Raw genomic sequence first — 19,365 nt, 5'->3', positions numbered from 1 at the left:
ATATGGAACCATTAGCAGAGCGGTTACGGCCTCAGACACTGGATGAGCTGGTGGGACAGCAACACCTGACCGGAAAAGACAGCATCTTACGCAAGGCCATACAACAAGGTAAAATTCCCTCCATGATCCTGTGGGGGCCTCCCGGCGTAGGTAAAACGACCATTGCCAATATTATTGCGCATACCATGGAAGTACCCTTTTATACCCTCAGCGCCATTGCTGCTGGTGTAAAGGAAGTGCGCGAAGTGATCGAAATTGCCCGAAAACAAGGATATGCCGTGTTGTTCATAGATGAAATTCATCGCTTCAATAAAAGTCAGCAGGATGCCTTGCTGGGCGCTGTGGAAAAAGGGATCATCACCCTGATCGGTGCAACTACCGAGAATCCCAGTTTTGAAGTAAATGCGGCGTTGCTGAGCAGGAGCCAGGTATATGTGTTGAAACCATTGACTGAGGAAGAATTGTTACAACTCCTGCACCAGGCCATGGAAAAGGATGAGTGGTTAGGCAGCAGACAAATAGAGCTGAAAGAAACACGGGCGATGTTCAACATCTCTGGTGGCGACGCCCGTAAATTGCTGAACTTATTTGAGCTGGTGGTGAACACCCTGCAACAGGAATCTCCTATCGTGATCACTGATCAGAAGGTGATGGATATTGCACAACAACGGGTAGCTATCTACGATAAGTCAGGCGAGCAACACTACGATATTATCTCTGCTTTCATTAAATCAATCAGAGGCAGTGATCCGAACGCAGCCGTCTATTATCTGGCAAGGATGATAGAAGGTGGAGAAGATGTGAAGTTCATAGCGAGGAGATTGTTGATATCTGCTTCTGAAGATATTGGAAATGCGAACCCCAATGCATTGCTATTAGCGACCAGTTGTTTTCAGGCAGTGACGATGATCGGGTATCCCGAAGCAAGAATTATATTATCGCAGTGTACCACTTACCTGGCATCTTCTGCGAAGAGCAATGCAGCCTACATGGCGATCAACAACGCCTTGTCTGTAGTGAATAAAACAGGTGATCTGCCGGTGCCGATGAATATCAGAAATGCGCCGACAAAGATGATGAAAGAAATGGGGTATAACAAAGGCTATGAATACTCTCATGATTATGAAGGCAGTTTTTCTCCACAGGAGTATCTGCCAGAGCAGATCAAAGGAATGAAGCTGTATGATCCGGGGAAGAATGCAAGGGAAGATGAAATGAGGAAGCACCTGAGAGGGTTGTGGAAAGAAAAATATGGATATTAAAAAAGGCGTCCCGGATTCGGGACGCCTTTTTTATAAAAGTGCTATTGTTTTATGTATTTGTAGTAATCTATCGTCCCATTATAGTCGTTATCTGACTCTTTGTAAGACAAAATCATATACTTATCTGTCAGTTCAGCTAAATGATAGCTATCATAACTAATATCTACATTTGAAGAACCGTCATAGATCACCGTAAACTTTTTGGTGGCCGGATCGTATGAAAAACCTCCCTCTTCAGAATCGGCACTATAATTCAAATTATAGACATAATTACTACAGGTTGAGGTATTCATATCCAGGTATCCATAATTATTTGAATAGCTATAGGTAAATGAGTAGTTATCGAAACTGTAAGAAGAGTGGTAAATATTTTTATAATAAGGAATAGTTAAAGTCGATCCAAAAGATAGTTGATCATTATTACAATCAAAGTTCTGGTTATAATTATATAATGTATCCACCTGGTAATCTGTATACTCCCAGCTGCCATTATAATAATAATTATGACCATAGTAGTTCCATGTACCAGTCAGTGAATCGGTCCATTTATCGCTACCTTCAGGCAATACCAGTACTGTTGCAGTAATTGCATCACTTACACGACCCAGGGTATCATACGCTGCATACTTTACATAGAAAGTATCACCATTGATGGTAGCAGGTAATTTGAATACGATGGTAGAATCGATATAACCATCACCAATACCACGGGCATTTGGTGTTTTAGTAGCAGCAGCTCTCGCTTGCTTTGCCGCTTTTCTCAGACCGTATGCCTGCGTATAATCAATTTTGAAATAAGAAGCAGCACCTGCTATCTGTACATAGTAACCTGCTACATTGCCAGATACGTTTGGTGGATAGATGATCAGGTAACGGCTTTTGATCACTGTATACGTTTTATTGTACAGGGAATCCAGTACAGGTGCACTTGCATCAGCTGACGCTGCAGGAAATGTACCTGTTACACTGCTGCCATAAGCTACTTTCAGACCGGCAGTCAGGGTATCTGCATTGGCGATGCCACTGGCATAGGTTGTTACTATTGTAGTATCGTGTACAGTATTTGTAATAGTGGTGGTGGTTCCTTCCTTTGTGCAGGCATAGAATGCTACAACACTGGCTAACACACCTGATAATATAATTTTCTTCATAAGTTTAATCTAAATTCAGTTTGGAAAGTGTGTAGTTATTTATTGAATTCGTACATGTACAGGTATTGGTAGTCAGAAGTCTCATTATCATCATATGTCAATACCAGTTTGCTGGCAGTCAATTCAGATACATAATAATAATAGTAGTTGAAATCGATGTTTGAACTGTTGCCACTTTCACTGTTATTGTAGATGAACATCAGGCGATGTTTGGAAGCATCATAAGAAATAGCACCTGTCTCGATACCATTATAATTATTTGCATAAGTATATGCATAGCTGCTACAAGTCGAATTATCAAGGTCCAGGTTTCTGTAACTACCGCTATAAGAGGAGGAATAGGTATACTGACTATTGAACGTGAACGCCCAATGATAAGTCCATGCATAGCTAGTCAGGTAAATATCAGTGGCCTCTTCGGATGCTGTCAGAGTATTATTGTTGCAGGTATAGTACTGCTGGGTATAAGGATACAGCGTATCAACTATCCATTCATTGTCATAGGAACTGGTACCATAATATTTATATCTTGCATAATTCCAGGTGCCAGCCAGTGAATCGTTGAATGTAGTACTACCCTGGGGTAATACGATCACTGTAGCTGTGACAGGTTTACTCACACGGTTCAAGGTATCATACGCTGCATACTTCACATAGAAAGTATCGCCTTTGATGGAGATTGGTAATTTGATTACAATTGAAGAGTCGATATAACCCTCGCCGCTACCACGGACAAATGCAGGCAATTGAGAGGCCTTTTTCGCACCACTTGCTGCCAGCTTTGCACGCATCGCTGCTCTTGCAGCTTTACGTTGTGTATTCGCAGTGGAGTAATTTACTTTGAAATATGAACTGGCTCCTTTGATCTGCACATAATAACCTGCTACATAGCCGGAAAGATTTGGCGGATAGATGGTCAGATATTGTCCTTCTATTACACTGTAAGTTCTTTCGTACATGGTATCCAGTACGGGGGCATCGGCAGATGTTGATGGGGATGGTAATACGGAATCAGCGACTTTGGTGGAATAACCCACACTGATTGCAGCTGTCAGTGTATTAGCGTCAACCTGACCGCTCCACCAAACAGTCTTATTGATAGTGTCATTCACTGTGTTGGTAACAGTGATGGTTTTATCCTCCTTTTTACAGGCATAGAAAACCAGGGCACCAAGTATGGCACCAATTAAGTAAATTTTCTTCATAGATAAGGGAATAAATATTTCAAGTAAAAATAATGTAAGGAAAATCTTTATCTAGTTTCTTCTGATATCTGGTAGGTAGGTAAAAAAATAACCACCTGAAAGCCAGGTGGTTAAAAATATTATCAGTTCTTAATTAATGTATAGCTGGTCTGCTTTGCTTCAGATATTTTTAATAGTATGTGCCGTCAGTAGTTGCTTCTTCATAAGAAAATACTGACACCACCGGGCTGTTATCCCTTAATTCATTGATGCAATAGGTTTCATAATGAGGTATTTGTATTACCCTCACTTTGCAGTATCCGGTTTAAAGTCAGGAAAAGTGGTCGTACCGTTTAGATTGACAGTTTTTTTACAGGCAAAGACTTATAGCACATGGACTACAATCATGTAGTTTAATTTCATTTTTAGATGAACAATGTACTTTACTTGTCCTTTTCTTTCGCTAAAATTTCAAATGGTACATGCACCTCAGCTCCGGTTTCATCTACCAATGTGAGCATATGCTTACCGGGTGCCGGGTGCAAAGCCATCTGGTGAAACTCTTCTGTAGTACCGATAAAGTTATTGTCCAGGTGCCAGAAGATCTTTGCTTTTGTATCCCGGTGGGTGGCCGTAAATACTGCTTCTCCGGCTGTGCCATCTATTTCTATAGGTACATATATACGTGCATTGGGTCGGGGATATATCACTTCCATCGTTGGCTTATCAGCTGATAAGGTCGCGATACAATCAGGTCTATATGGAGGTAATGCAGCATAGTTATGTCTGGTACGGTAATAAAACTCCATGGCTGGTGGTAATACAAACCAGGGTACATGTTGCATCATGGATGGCGATTCACAATTCGCCGTCACGCGGTATTGACCTGTATGATCTAAATGTATTAACTGGTGATAAGGGCATACGCCAGAACGCAATCCATTCACAGGTACCCATAGTGAATCCTTGTCTGGACAGAGATCGCTGGCCCTGTAGCCACTTTGTTTACACACTTCTACTTTTCTTAATTTGCTATAAGGTGTGGTAAACCAGCCACTGGTATGTAGTAATCTGAATACATCAAACATTACAGGGGCTGCTGTTGCTACGCCCAATAACCCCGGTCTCCCTTCTCCATCTGCATTACCGATCCATACACCTACTACATATTGAGGTGTGACACCTATGGCCCATCCATCTCTGAACCCAAAGCTGGTACCTGTTTTCCATGCTACTCTTTGTGAAGAGGAAAACTGTTGCCAGAGCATTTCCTCACCCGGTCTCATTACGTCTTCCATTGCCTGGAAGGTGTACCAGATCGCTCCTGCATCCAGCACACCATAGTCTGTAGGTGCATGTTCTGAAGGTCTTTTTAATCCATGTATATAGTTGGGTGCATGAATATCATCTGCATCATACTTACCATTGTATTGATCTAAATGTAACAAGGTACGCGCCATGCTTGCATACATGCCAGACATCTCCCACAGATTGGTTTCTCCACCACCTAAGATCAGTGATAAACCATAGTGGTCTGCGGGTTGTCGCAATGTGGTAATGCCCATTTTCTTTAGCAATGCATGAAAACGTTCATAGCGATATTGCTGTAGCATACGCACCGCCGGAATATTCAGTGACCTTGCCAATGCCCTGCTGGCAGGCACTGCACCATCATATCCTAAGTCAAAGTTCTGTGGTGTATACCCTGCGATCTGTGTAGGAATATCCGGTACTAAACTATGTGGTAGTATCATGCCATCCGTCATCATCGCTGCATACAACACTGGTTTCAATGTACTACCCGGACTGCGCGGACTCTGTATGATATCCACATGGCTTTCCATTTCTGCATCTTCAGGATGATAGATATTACCTACATAAGCGAGTGCATTGCCCGTTTCTACATCCAATACAATTGCTGCAGCGTTGTTGATGCCATTGGCTTTGTAAATATTGTGATAGCGCTCTACAATGTTCGCAACATTTCTTTGCAGATCACCTTCCAGCGTGGTTTTGATACGGGTGCTACCTGTGCTGCCTGTGCGGTAATCTTTGCGGAACCTATCTAACAAGTGTGGTGCATCCTGCGGCAATGCCTGTGGCTGATCTGGTAAAGGTTCTAATTTAGAGAGCGCACAGGTGATGCTATCAATCGTTTTATTCTTCCACAGCCTGTTTAAAAGCTGGTTTCTTTTCGTGAGTAAGATCTGCCTGTTACGACCAGGATGTACTAATGCCGGACTATTGGGCAATACTGCCAATGCCGCCGTTTCACCCCATGATAATTGTTCTGCACCACGGCCATAGTAGCGCCAGGAAGCTGCTTCCAGTCCTACTACGTTTCCTCCGAAAGGTGCATTGCCAGCATATAATTGTAAGATGCTTTTTTTAGAATATGAGAATTCAAGACGTGTAGCGAGTACCGCTTCAATCAACTTTTGAAATACGGTACGGGGTTTATTGCGCGAGAGGCGGATCACCTGCATAGAGAGGGTACTGCCTCCACTGATGACAGTGCGGTGTTGTATGTTTTGTTTAAAAGCACGGGCAAGGGCGATGATATCCACACCCCAGTGGTAATTAAAACGTTTGTCTTCGTAAGCGATAATGCACCGTGCAAATTTTTCAGGTACAGGTTTATCAACAGGGAAACGCCATTGACCATCTGTGGCAATAGTGGCGCTGAGCAGCCTGCCGTTGTTGTCTTCTATAACAAAGGAAGTAGGGGCCGTAAATAAACGGGAGGGGAGACAAAAAATATATGTTATTAACAAGATGGAAGCAACAATCAACCACCATTTTCTTTTACGCAACCACATAGAATTCTTTTTAAGCCGGCCGCCACCCTCGTGGCAAAAAAATGAGCGTGCATCAAAAATAAATAAACCTCCTCAGAAGTGCTGAAAGGACTACCTATCTCCATTAGGTATCCGAATAAAACGCAGGATGTATCAAAAATAAATGAACCTCCTTAGAACTGCATAAATGCAAACCTAGCTCCATCAGGTATCCGAATGAAAAGAGCGTGTATCTTACTTTTGATACACGCTCCATTTTATTGAGAGGAAGTAAATTTAGTCAATTTACTTCGTACTTATATCTACCCACTTACCTGGCAGGAAGGCTTGTATGGTATTATCATACATCGCTTCACAATTCACAGCTGGCAGGTAATAATGCCCTAAGTAAGCTGCATTCAGCAATACATTGTATGTATGTGTTTTACCTTCTTCAATATTGAAATAAGTATACACCCTGTCGTCACGAATATCCATAAATGTAAACGGTGAATTATGGAAGGCGCTATCGCTTTCCAGCAGGCGCGTATTGATCACCTCCCACCCACTTGGGAAGATCTGTGTCAATGCCATCTGCTCATAATATCCACGCTTACCAGGGTTAGTGATCTTCACAGTCGCCATGAAGTCTGTACCCTGGCGAAGGTTCGTTACATCCAGCGGATGACCGTCACGGGTGCTATAAGTTACTGATAGCCCTAATACTTCAGGATTGTTTGGAACAGTAGGCTCCTGCCCTGCATCCGGACGACCCTGCAGGATCAGTCTTGCATACAGGATATTACCACCGGTGTTCTGCACACTCACATTACCAGCTGTAGTAGTAACAACCGGGATTTGTGTGATGTAAGAGGTAGCACTTACAGTGGTTGCTTTACCATTCAGCTTGTAAGTAAAGGTGGCTTTAGCGCCATTCTTGTTTGTACCGCAGAACTTCGCAATCGCAATCAATGTATAGGCAGTGGTCTGTGTGCTATAGTAATCATCTTTCGACATATCAGCAGCCAGTTCTTTCACCAGTTCATTGCCACGTGCTGTCTGACCTAAGGTCGTGAGTGTTTCCAGTATCATCGCTTTATCGCGGGTATCAGAGCCAAAGGTGCCACCTAATTGTTTATAAGGTTTCACACTTGTTGGTAAATTTCTGATCAGCATATTTGATACTTCCGGCTGACCAGCGAGTTTGTAAGCTGCTGCCAGTCTCCATTTTGCTGCATCAGAGAGATATGCGAACTCTTTCAGACGGTTCATTGCACCTAACTCAGGCACTTTGGCCAGTGCGAGCAGATACAGACGATATGCCTGTGTGAGATCGCCACCATAGAAGTTGGTACTGCGTGGTGTCCAGGATGCTGCTTTGTTACGTTGGTATTTCTTCCATTGGTCCAGCATGCTTGCAGGCAGTTCGTACCCTCTTGCCTGTGCTTCCAGCAGGAAGTGACCGGCATAGTTTGTACCCCACTCATCTGATTCTGCATTACCTGGCCAGTAAGCCAAACCACCGTCGGAAGTCTGGAAGCCTTTCAGTCTGTTGATCGCCGCTTTGATGTTGTGATCTGCATTGGCAGCTTCACTGCTCTTCAGGTCTACCAGCTGGTTCAGTACCAGTTGAGGGAATGCTGCAGAAGTAGTTTGTTCTACACAACCATGTGGATATTGTACCAGATAATTCAGGCGTTTTGCCAGATTCATCGGAGGCACGGTAGAGATTTCCAATACACCGGTATTGGTGCCTGCCATACCTGCTGGTTTGTAATCGGCAGTCCAGCTTTGACCACCTGTTACAGTTCCATCCTGTACAGTGGTGATCAGTGGATTCGGATTACGTACTTCCAGTTCAGTTTGTTCTTCTGCTTTCGCAGCGCCGCTGGTAGCTGTTACTTTTACTTTGGCCACACCTACGGCAGCTTTCACTTTCACATCAAAGTATACCAGTTGTTCACCCGGTTGATTGAAGGTAACGGTCTTCGTGCTTTCACCCACCACTTGCAGCAGTGAGCTGGTAGCCAGTGTTACTTTCGCTGATTTGATATTGTTTTCCAGACCGAATACGGTAACTGGTAATTGAATGGTTTCAGAAGGACCTAATACCCGTGGCAGTGATGTGAGCAGCATCAATGGTTTCTTCACAGCTACTACTTTTTCAGCAGCACCGTATGCACCATCCTGACCCGCTACTACCATCGCTTTCACAGAACCAATGTATGGAGGCAGTTTGAAGTTGTGTGTTTTCTTTTCACCACCTTTCAGGGTGAATGGACCCATGTATAATACAACTGGTTTGAAGCGGTTTGCTTTTGCAGCGCCTGCATTTTTGTTCAGACCTTCGTCACCACCTATACTCAGAATGCGTTCCATATCGCCACCCCATGCACCGATCACATAGTCGAAGATATCCCAGGTTTTTACACCCAATGCTTCTCTTGCATAGAAGGTACTATGTGGATCAGGTGTTTTGAAGCGGGTCAGATCCAGCAGACCTTCATCGACAATGGCGATGGTATAGGTCATGGATTTACCTTTTGCTTCAGATACGGTGATGCTGGCGTTCTGTTCAGGTTCCAGTTTATCGGCCATGGTGATCACCGGACTGAGGATGGTATTTGCATCTTCGATCGTCAGTGGTATTACGCCATACATGCGGATAGGCAGATCGTTCGCTGTTTGTGCATGTGGTTGCAGCAAACTAATGTTCACGTATATATTAGGCGCCATGGATTTGTCCACCTTGAAGCTGAAGGTCGTCTGTCCTTTCTTTGTATTTACCCAGAAGGATTTCAGCACCTTGCTGCCTGATTCAATGCTGATGAGGCCACGACCTCCTTCACTACTTGGAATGGTGAGGTTCACGTCTTCACCTACATTGTATTTACTCTTGTCAGAAGTGAACACGAGCATAGCAGCTTCAGAAGGATTTTCTTTCTGCACTCTTTCTGCCCAACCCGGGTAATCAATATATACTGACTTACCGGTGGTATGTCCGCTTTTCAGGTCTTTCACTCTTACGAGGTAACGGCCCCAGTCAGGAGAGTTGATCTGCAGGTCCCAGGTACCTTTACCATTATTGAGCGCGATAGTTTCTTTTTTCAATAGTTGGTTGTAACTATCCTGCGTAAAGTTGGTAAAGTCGTCTTCACCATCTTCATCCCACCACCAGCGCCAGCGAACTTTGTACAGTTCTACCTGCACACTGCTGGAACCACGCACCAGGTTACCATTGTTATCCACATTTACGATGCTGATATGGTGTGGCTGGTCTGTGAGCAACATTCCTGTAGTACGATCTCCTTCCGGCATGCGGATACCTGCATAGGTAGAGAAGGGGTTGTATGGCATAGAGAAGTGGTCGATACTGAAATCGCCACCTGGCTCGAATACTTTGATTTCGAAGTTAGCTTTCAGCTGACCTGGAGCGATTTTGCCCAGTGGCAGGTTCACTTTTACAGGTGCGGTACCGTTCTCACTCAGGGCGCTTTCGAAGATGGTTTTATCTTCAGCTTCAAAGTGAGTGACAGGGTCGTCGAAGGTATAGCCGGCAAAGTTTTTAAAGCTGGTAGCCTGTTGGGTGAGCGATACATCGACTTTTGCTTTCAGGTGCTGGGCAGTAGCGCCAAACAACCATTGTGCACTCAGTGTACCTTCAGAAGCATCGTCTTTGGACAGGGTTGTTCTTGTACCAAAGTCCAGTTTTACTTTCAGCCTGTTTGGCTTTACAGTTTCAATGCGCAAATTTTTAGTAAAGAGGGCACCTCCTACTTTTACCTTCGCGGTCCAGTTACCAGTAATGTCGTCAGGGTTGGTAGCGGTGATAAAGTTATAGAAGCCATTTACAGATTGCAGGGCGTTGATCCGTCTGTACAGCTGGCCTTTCGGATTGTAGAGTTCCAGTGTAACCGGGTGATCAGCAGGTAATTTCTGTTGTTTATCTTCCAGTATGAAGGTAAGGTACAGGGTATCGCCAGGGCGCCATACACCACGTTCACCGTAGAGGAAGCCTTTGATACCGCTTTGTACTTCTTCCCCTTTCACATCGAAACGGCCCAGGGGGAGGGAGTTACCATCGTCCAGTTTCAGGTAGCCTCTTTCGTCACCTTTCTTAGCGATCAGGAGGTAAGGTCTGCGTTTCAGATCGAAGTTTGCAAGACCATCGCCATCGCTCTTGGTTTTGAAGATCACCTGGTTCTGGTAGTCGAGCAGTTCCAGTTCTACACCCATTAATGGTTTAGTATCGCGGATGTCGGTAACGGCAATGAGCATGCTGTTGTCATTCCCTCTCTTGGCTGTCAGACCGATATTGGAAGAGAAAACGTTGCGGGATGCCCATCTGTCTTTGTTGTAATAAGAGTTAGAGCAGGCGTCGTCGCGGGTTTCCCAGTTATAACCGTATGGATAGTAGCTATCGTAACGGGACCAGAATTCATCGTCTTCGTCGATCTTTTCGCCATAGCCATCACTGTAATAGTCTTCTTCAGACTGTTCTTCTTTTTTGGTATCGTCGGTTTTAGCACCACAACCCATGAGGGAGTATGCTTTGCGGAAGCCGATGGTCACGCGGTAGATAGCGCCTGGTTCGGTGCGGAGCAGTTGATCCAGGTCGAGGAAGAAACGGTTACGTTTATGAAGATTGAGTGACTTGTCGGTATCGAGGCGGATGGTTTTTTCAACCACCGGACGACCTACGCGACGCAGGTCCTGCGTGCCATTCAGGTCATTCCTTTGCAGGTATTGCGGAATGTTGTTTTCGTAGATCTTGATGATGGTCACGTCTACGGCACTGAGGTTCACCGCTTCGAAGGGGAACACCAGTTTATTGCTTTCCGGGAGCACCACCCCTTTGCCGGGGATAGATACGGAAGGTTGAATATTTTCGAAATCGATATTGGCGGAGAAGCTCTGCAGTAGTTTCTCGTCATAACTGTTCAGTATACCCTCGTTGATCACAACGGAGAAGCTACCTTCCAGACGTTTAGGTGCGAATACTTTTACTTCACTGCCTTCGATGGTATAGCGCAGGTCGCTAACGCCGCTGATACCGATGAGGCCATCGAGGGTTTGGGCTACGCTAATGGGATCGGAGAATTGTACGAGAACGTATTGTTCAGGATCAATGATCGCTTTTACATCGAGTACTTTGAATTCACCGATGGCCGGTATTTCAAGTTGCTTTTTGCCTGATAGCTCAACTTTCAGCGGAGCGCCGTTCCATTCGAGGTCCAGGTTCCATCCATCCTGCGCACGGGTCAGGTTTTCGATGGTGAACTTAGATGTTCTTTCGGCAGCGTTGTGTTCCCATTTGATAGGGAAGGATTTGCTACCAGCGCGGGCGGTGACTACTTTTTCGATCTGTTGAGGATCTTCGGCATCAGCAGTGACGATGGCGCCGGTGTAGACCATTTTTTCGCGGGAAGTATTGCTGGCTGATTTAAGGCCAAAATCCTGCAGTTCGTACGATGGCTCCATGACACGGAATTCGAAGTCGAAAGAGCGAAGGGCTTTTTCTACATTGATCACTTTTCCGAGTCTGAAAGTAGCGGTGTAGGTTTTGCCGGGAGTCAGGTTGGCATCCGGACGAAACTCAATTGTAGTGGCGTCTACCCAATAGGCCTTACCCTTGATGGACGGGCTGAAATCGAAGAGTTCTTCGGTGACAGGCTCATTTTGGGTGTGGGTAACGTTTACATTGCTGGATAACTGTACCCTGATAGTACTTTGTTTGGAAATTACACCGGCGGTATAGGCGTCGATGTATTTTGCCAGTTCAGGGTTCATTGCTTTTCTGGATTGTTTGCAAGCTGAAAAACATGACATTAACAGACAGAAAATACCAGTAAGTATGGCAATATTTCTTTTGGGATGCATGTGGATAAATGCTGGTTTAAGATATAAAGGTATGTTAAAATATATTTTAATAATTAATATGGTGGAGCCGGGGTTGGGTTTACGATCTGATTACGAACATATAGGTCACATATATAGTTATATAGTCCTCCCCTTTTTCCGGCCTTTGGATATTCGTGGCTATTCCCGGAAGCTGTTCCGGGTAGTGGCTTACGAAGGTGATTGTCAGGTTCAATGTATCCATGACAACTGGTCCAAGGCTCGTCAAAGATAAGGAAAGGAGTGTCTTTAACCAGCCATCTTGCCAATAAAACTCATTTTGAAGGCGTGAATAGGGCTTTTTTAGGACTGATAACAATCATCACATTTATTAAATTTGTCAGCATGATACAGTGGTTTACCAAATCCTTTGAGGAATTAACGAATAGCGAGTTATATGCCATAATGCAGATACGTTTCAATGTCTTTATCATAGAGCAGAACTGTATGGCGGAAGACCTGGATGATTATGACCAGAAAGCCCTGCATCTGTATGGGATAGAAAACGATAAGGTCGTGGCGTATACCAGGATCTTTGGTCCGGGAAAGAAATATGAGCAGGCGGCATTTGGCAGGGTGCTAACGGCGAAGGAGGCACGGGGCAAGGGAGTTGGAAAGGAGTTGATGAAGCGTACGCTCGACGTGATAGCAGCACATTATGGCAAGGTGCCGGTGAAGATCAGTGCACAGTCGTACCTGCTGAAATTTTATAGTGAATTAGGGTTTGAGCAGGTGAGTGAGGAATATGATGATCATGGGTTGCCGCATATTGATATGATACGGCATTAAATAAGGGGGGAATCACTTCCCCCTTATTTCTTTTTATCTTTCGGTACGTGCACCTTGACTTTATACATCGGAATCATATAAGACACGGTGTAGGTCATATCGAACTGTGACCGCTTCGACCCGCTTCCAAATCCTGGAATTACGATAGGTGGAAATGCTTTGCTGGCACTACTGTGGATCATGATTTTCTCTCGCACACCCCATCCCAGGAACAGATTTTTTGCAGCTTCTACTCTCAGACCAAATACCAGCTCAATCCAGTGGGCAGTCATACTTGTTTTTGGATAGCTCCCCTGGGTAGATGCATCCCAGTAATCACTGGTGATGAGGTAAGTAGGTACTTCGTAGGTATTATGTGCAAAACCATAGCGGATACCTCCGTAGAGCATATTCTGTTCTGTGGTTTCTGTTTTTTTCATGAAGTCGTAGTCGATACCGATGGTGCTGTAGATACCGCTTCCTTTGTAGGTGTAGTTGGAATCGCTGTGAGAAGTGCGGTTCCAGCCGGTTTCGATGGCGCCATAGATCTTTTGGCCAAGGCGCACATCGGCTTGAACGGTAATGTCGGTTCTATATGGTTGAAAATACAGCAGGGCAAAACGGCTGATGTCCAGACCGATGCGGATACCTGCGTTAGAGAGGTAGGTGCTGTCTTCGATTTTTGCAACAATTGGTTTGCCTTTCGGGGCAATAGAGTCTTTGCCTGATTTGGTTTTCAGTGCGACAGAGTCCTTGCCTGATTTAGTCTTCAGGATAACGGTATCATTGGCGGCTTTGATTTTCAGCGCGTTTGATAACGGTCTGTGAGTCGTATCCTTTACAGTCGCCGGAATGGTATCCTTCTTCACCTGTGCCTGCGCGGCGACCGCGAAGAGACTAATAAATAAAGAATAAAGAAATGTTCGTTGTATTATCACTTGTTACCTCCCGGTTATTTATATGTAAAGAGTCGATGGTATGGTAGGTGGTTATCACCGTATCCAGTGTGGAGAAAGTGGCGAAGCCGCAACCAGCAGATACAAAGTGCGGGGTGCGTGTATACCTGAAGGTCAGGGTATCTGCCACGGCGGTGGAGTCCAGTTTCAGGTAGTAACGACAGGTATCGTGCAGCGGGTCGAGTTCGAAATATACACTGGATCTGGCTTGCTGACTGATGAGGGTGTCCTTGTCAAGGGCACACACCGTCACTTTGGGCCAGGTGGTGTCTTTGTTGATGTACCCATCCAGGGAGTCTTTTTTAAAGTTAATACCAAGGTCTGCGAGCAAGGTTTGGTCACAGGTCTTGGTTTCATCCTCACAAGCCGCAAATACTGCTATGAGTAGAAGGGCTATAATGCCGGAAATATATTTCATGCCTATTGGTTATAACAATTCTGGAGGCGAAGATAATGACTTAGAGGGTAGAATCTGTTGTACCTGGAAACAAAAAATCGCTTTTGTCTATGACAAAAGCGATTTTTTAGGGAGATATATTTTAGCCTGCGGCGAGTGATAACTGATTGTATTTTAGCCTGCGGGCTGCTTTGAAACTATCTTTTTAGCTCCTGCTTCAGGAACTTCGCCGTATGGCTTTCTTTACATTCACTCACCTGTTCCGGTGTACCGGTACATAATATTGTACCTCCACCAGCGCCACCTTCAGGTCCCAGATCAATAATATGATCGGCCATCTTGATCACATCCAGGTTATGTTCGATCACCAGCACGGTATTCCCTCTATCTACCAGTTTGTTCAGCACATTCAGCAACAGCTGGATATCCTGGAAGTGCAGACCGGTAGTAGGTTCGTCTAAGATATAAATAGTCTTTCCGGTATCTTTTTTAGATAGTTCAGTCGCCAGTTTTACACGTTGGGCCTCACCACCTGACAGGGTCACGGCTGATTGTCCCAATGTGATATATCCCAGTCCTACATCTTGTAAAGTCTTGATTTTCCGGTAGATATAAGTTACGGGCTGGAAGAACTCCACTGCCTCATCGACCGTCATATCCAGTACATCGGAGATAGATTTGCCTTTGTACCTGATTTCCAGTGTTTCACGATTGTACCGGCGGCCGTTACATTTCTCACAATGCACGTATACATCAGGGAGGAAGTTCATTTCAATGACTCTCATCCCCCCTCCTTCACAAACATCACAGCGACCGCTTTTCACATTGAAGGAGAATCGACCTGCATTATAGCCCCGGATCTTGGCTTCCGGCACCTGGGAAAACAGGGTACGGATGTCCGTAAAGAACCCGCAATAAGTAGCTGGGTTACTACGGGGGGTACGACCGATTGGAGACTGGTCGATTTCGATGACTTTGTCTAAATTTTCCAGGCCTTTGATGCTTTTGTAAGGCATCGGGTCTTGCTTGGAATCGTAGGCGTGCTGACTCAGAATAGGGTACAGCGTTTCGTTGATGAGGGTAGACTTACCACTACCAGATACCCCTGTTACACAGATAAAGGTACCTAGCGGGAGTTTCACGCTCACGTTCTTTAGGTTATTGCCGGTGGCGCCTTTTAGTTCCAGTGATTTCCCGTTACCCTTGCGTCTTTCGGAGGGGATGGTCCCTGCCTGTTTACCATTCAGGTAGCCGGCGGTGGGGGTATCGAGTTGCAGGATCTGGCTAGGCGTACCCTGGGCGATGATGCGGCCACCGTGTACACCGGCACCTGGGCCAACGTCGATGAGGTGGTCGGCATGGAGCATGATATCTTTATCGTGTTCCACCACGATCACGGTGTTGCCCATTTCGCGAAGGTTGCGGAGGGCGTCGATGAGTTGCATGTTATCACGCTGGTGAAGCCCAATGCTGGGTTCATCCAGGATATAAGTGATACCCATTAGTTGGGAGCCGATCTGGGTGGCGAGGCGGATACGCTGGCTTTCACCACCGCTCAGCGTGCGGGTAGCACGGTTGAGGGTGAGGTAAGTAAGACCTACGTTGAGCAGGAAGCCTAGTCTTTCCCTGATTTCTTTGAGGATATCTTTGGCGATGGTATTTTGTTTCTTGTCCAGTCGCTTTTCGATGTCCTTGAACCAGACGGCCAGTTTATCCAGGTCCATGTTCCCCAGTTCGGAGATATTTTTCTCATCTACCTTGAAGAAGAGGCTTTCCTTTTTGAGGCGGGAGCCATTACATTCAGGGCAGGTATGTAGTTTCATGAAGCTTTCGGCCCAGTTGCGTACAGCGTCTGAAGAAGTGTCGTTGAAGTAACGGCGAACGGTGTTGATCACCCCTTCGAAGTCAGAGTTGTAAGCGTTTTCGCCATTATCCCCGAATTCCATGTCCATTTCCAGGCTACCATTTTCATCTCCGAATAGGAGGAGGTTCAATGTTTTCTGGGGCAGGTTGCCGATGGGGGCAGTCAGGGAGAATTTATTCTTTTTGGCGAGTTGTTGTACCTGTTTAAAGGTGAAGGTATCTCTGGCTTCGCCGAGTGGGGCGAGGCCACCGTCATTGATAGAGACGTTGTGATCGGGGATCACGGCGTCCATATCTATCTGGTAGATGGTGCCGAGGCCTTTGCAACGGGGGCAGGCGCCATATGGAGAGTTAAAGGAGAATGTGTTTGGAGAGGGCTCTTCGTAGGAGAGGCCGGTATCTTCACACATGAGTTGTTTAGAGTACTGGCTGACTTTGTTGGTGTCGTTGTCCATGATGAAGAGGAGGCCTTTCCCCATCTGCAGGGCTTTTTGAATGCTCTGGCTGATGCGGGTGCGGGCGTCGTCCTGCACTTGTACCCTGTCAACTACCAGTTCGATGTCGTGGATTTTGTAACGATCCACCTGCATCCTTTCTTTCAGGTCGAGGATTTCTCCGTTCACGCGCACTTTGAGGTAGCCCTGTTTGCGGAGCTGTTCGAAGAGTTCGCGGTAGTGGCCTTTACGCCCACGGATGAGGGGGGCGAGGATGACGAGTTTCTTTTTCGGGTAGTTTTTAAATACGTGGTCCATGATTTCTTCTTCGGAGAAGCGGGTCATGCGTTTACCACTATTATAGGAGTATGCGATACCTACGCGTGCGTAGAGCAGGCGGAGGAAGTCATAAATTTCGGTGATGGTCCCTACGGTAGAGCGGGGATTTTTGTTGGTAGTTTTTTGTTCGATGGAGATAACCGGGGATAGGCCGGTGATTTTATCAACATCGGGGCGTTCCATATCGCCTATGAACTGGCGTGCGTAGGCAGAAAAGCTTTCCATGTATCGGCGTTGGCCTTCTGCGTAGATGGTATCGAATGCCAGGGAGGATTTTCCGCTGCCACTGATGCCGGTGATGACAACCAGTTTATTTTTAGGTAATGTGAGGTCCAGGTTTTTGAGATTGTGAACCCGGGCGCCAAACACAGCTATTTGATCATCTGCCGTAGCCGGTGTGAGGACCGGCGTTGTTGCATTCTCTTTCTTCTTTGCCATATTTGATTAGCGAGTCACCATGGTATGAAGCATGGTGTTTATTTTAATACTAAGCTACGTCAAAAATGGTGATTTTGCTAAAAATTTTAGTGAAGAGGTTGGAGAGTTAGTAAAGATTCGGTGGAGATTCGATAGCGATTCGGTGCCAAAAGGGGGCTAAAAGGGCACTTGTATATCAGAGGGATAATGAGGTGACCTTTTGGTGGTCTTTTGGTAGGCAGTTGGTGGCGAAGGTATAGCGTAGTCGAAGAAGCGTCGAACTAGCGTCGAAGAAGCGTCGAACAACACTCGAACAACGTTCGAACAACACTCGAACAGCATTCGAACAACGCTCGAACAACGCTCGAACAATGCTCGAACAACATTCGAAGGGCACTCGAACAGCATTCGAAGAAAGGGGGGAATCAGGGTGGACATAAAAAAGGCCGCATCTTGTGGATGCAGCCTTTCTATACATTATATATACGTCAATTACGCTTTGTATTTCTTAAACACTACGATTGCGTTGTGACCACCGAAGCCGAAAGTATTACTCATGGCTACATTCACTTCGCGTTCCTGTGCTTTACCGATTGTCAGGTTCAGGTCGGTTGGGATACCTTCACCCAGGGTAGTGGTATTGATGGTAGGCGGAATCAGGTTATGCAGGGTTGCCTTGATACTTGCGATAGCTTCGATAGCACCTGCAGCACCGAGCAGGTGACCTGTCATAGATTTGGTTGCGCTGATGTTCAGTTTGGTAACGTGATCACCGAATACGCCGATGATACCTTTCAGTTCGCTTGCATCACCGAGAGGGGTAGAAGTAGCGTGTGCGTTGATATAATCAACATCCTGAGGTGTCAGTTCAGCATCTTCGAGGGCACGGGTCATACCCAGGCGTGCGCCCAGACCTTCAGGGTGGGTAGCAGTCAGGTGGTAAGCATCTGCACTCATTGCGCCACCTACCATTTCAGCGTAGATCCTGGCGCCTCTTGCGATAGCGTGCTCATATTCTTCGAGGATGATAGCGCCAGCGCCTTCGCCCATTACGAAACCATCGCGGTCAGCGTCGAAAGGACGTGAAGCGGAGGTAGGATCGTCATTGCGGGTAGAGAGGGCTTTCAACGCATTGAAACCTGCGATACCAGCGCGGGTAACAGGGGCTTCGGAACCACCGGCTACGATTGCGTTGGCTTTACCCAGGCGTATAAAGTTGAAGGCGTCGACCAGGGCACTGGTGGAAGAAGCACAAGCAGATACTGTACAATAGTTTACGCCCATGAACCCATATTTCATGGAGATCTGACCGGCAGCGATGTCGGAGATCAGCTTGGGAATGAAGAACGGATTGAACTTAGGTACGAAGTTGGCCTGAGTGAATTCCACGATCTGGTCTTCGAAGGTTTGCATACCGCCGTTACCAGAAGCCCAGATTACACCGACCATAGTTTTGTCAACACCTTCCTTGTTCAGGCCGGCGTCTTCAACAGCCTCCTGAGCGGCCACCATTGCGTACTGGGTGAACATGTCCATTTTACGGGCATCTTTCTTATCCATGTACTTTTCTATGTCAAAACCTTTCAGTTCGCATGCGAATTTGGTTTTAAACTCTGTAGTATCGAATCGTGTAATAGGACCGGCACCGCTGGTCCCTGTTTTAAGGCTATTCCAGAAAGTGTTTACATCATTTCCGATAGGCGTCAAGGCCCCAAGCCCGGTAACCACAACCCTTTTTAACGTAACAGTGCGCATATTGCTTTGAACTTTAAAATCGAAAGTTAGAGCGCAAATTTAGGCACTTATTCTTATGATTACGCATAATCATAAGAATTATATAATATAATGGGGAAAGAATGGGGGAAAGTCAGGGGGTGGGAGGTGGCGGATGGCCTCCCGTAGTGAGTTTGTTGGGAATG

The 19,365-nt window shown here is 45.9% G+C and carries 10 protein-coding genes; 2 read left to right on the top strand and 8 right to left on the bottom strand.

The window, feature by feature from the left end; all coding sequences use genetic code 11:
• Positions 1 to 2: 2 nt before the first annotated feature.
• Positions 3 to 1,262, top strand: a complete 1,260-nt coding sequence (locus QQL36_RS05520) for a replication-associated recombination protein A (RefSeq protein ID WP_321569248.1) — start codon at positions 3 to 5, stop codon at positions 1,260 to 1,262.
• A 41-nt stretch (positions 1,263 to 1,303) separates the two neighbouring features.
• Here the strand turns inward: QQL36_RS05520 and QQL36_RS05515 are convergent, their stop codons facing one another.
• The 4 genes from QQL36_RS05515 to QQL36_RS05500 all read right to left on the bottom strand — a co-directional run bounded on the left by QQL36_RS05515 (position 1,304) and on the right by QQL36_RS05500 (position 12,164).
• Positions 1,304 to 2,413 (bottom strand): hypothetical protein, encoded by a 1,110-nt coding sequence (locus tag QQL36_RS05515; protein WP_321569247.1) that lies wholly within the window; start codon positions 2,411 to 2,413, stop codon positions 1,304 to 1,306.
• Between the two features lie 35 nt (positions 2,414 to 2,448).
• A complete protein-coding gene (locus QQL36_RS05510; RefSeq protein WP_083724838.1) occupies positions 2,449 to 3,618 on the bottom strand; it encodes a hypothetical protein in 1,170 nt (389 codons plus the stop codon).
• A gap of 422 nt (positions 3,619 to 4,040) precedes the next feature.
• The gene (gene pbpC, locus QQL36_RS05505) at positions 4,041 to 6,416 is read right to left on the bottom strand and encodes a penicillin-binding protein 1C (protein ID WP_321569246.1); all 2,376 of its coding nucleotides are present in this window, start codon (positions 6,414 to 6,416) and stop codon (positions 4,041 to 4,043) included.
• A gap of 264 nt (positions 6,417 to 6,680) precedes the next feature.
• Positions 6,681 to 12,164, bottom strand: a complete 5,484-nt coding sequence (locus QQL36_RS05500) for an Ig-like domain-containing alpha-2-macroglobulin family protein (protein ID WP_235643873.1) — start codon at positions 12,162 to 12,164, stop codon at positions 6,681 to 6,683.
• Positions 12,165 to 12,617: 453 nt separating this feature from the next.
• Here QQL36_RS05500 and QQL36_RS05495 point away from each other — a divergent pair, with 453 nt between their 5' ends.
• Positions 12,618 to 13,061 (top strand): GNAT family N-acetyltransferase, encoded by a 444-nt coding sequence (locus tag QQL36_RS05495; protein ID WP_321569245.1) that lies wholly within the window; start codon positions 12,618 to 12,620, stop codon positions 13,059 to 13,061.
• 23 nt (positions 13,062 to 13,084) lie between these two features.
• On the opposite strand, the gene QQL36_RS05490 is transcribed toward QQL36_RS05495, so the two are convergent.
• The 4 genes from QQL36_RS05490 to fabF form a co-directional block, all read right to left on the bottom strand.
• Positions 13,085 to 13,978, bottom strand: a complete 894-nt coding sequence (locus QQL36_RS05490) for a DUF6048 family protein (RefSeq protein ID WP_143708902.1) — start codon at positions 13,976 to 13,978, stop codon at positions 13,085 to 13,087.
• Entirely contained in the window at positions 13,938 to 14,414 is a 477-nt protein-coding gene (locus QQL36_RS05485; RefSeq protein WP_321569244.1) for a DUF6452 family protein, read from the bottom strand. The genes QQL36_RS05490 and QQL36_RS05485 overlap by 41 nt, the downstream gene beginning before the upstream one ends.
• Before the next feature lie 176 nt (positions 14,415 to 14,590).
• A complete protein-coding gene (uvrA, locus tag QQL36_RS05480; RefSeq protein ID WP_321569243.1) occupies positions 14,591 to 17,467 on the bottom strand; it encodes an excinuclease ABC subunit UvrA in 2,877 nt (958 codons plus the stop codon).
• A gap of 471 nt (positions 17,468 to 17,938) precedes the next feature.
• Positions 17,939 to 19,201 (bottom strand): beta-ketoacyl-ACP synthase II, encoded by a 1,263-nt coding sequence (fabF, locus tag QQL36_RS05475; RefSeq protein ID WP_083724852.1) that lies wholly within the window; start codon positions 19,199 to 19,201, stop codon positions 17,939 to 17,941.
• Positions 19,202 to 19,365 lie beyond the last annotated feature (164 nt).

Origin of the sequence: Chitinophaga sp. LS1, from assembly GCF_034274695.1 — a bacterium.
In the GTDB taxonomy this organism is placed as follows: Bacteria; Bacteroidota; Bacteroidia; order Chitinophagales; family Chitinophagaceae; genus Chitinophaga.
This window is presented reverse-complemented; position numbering and strand designations above follow the sequence as displayed.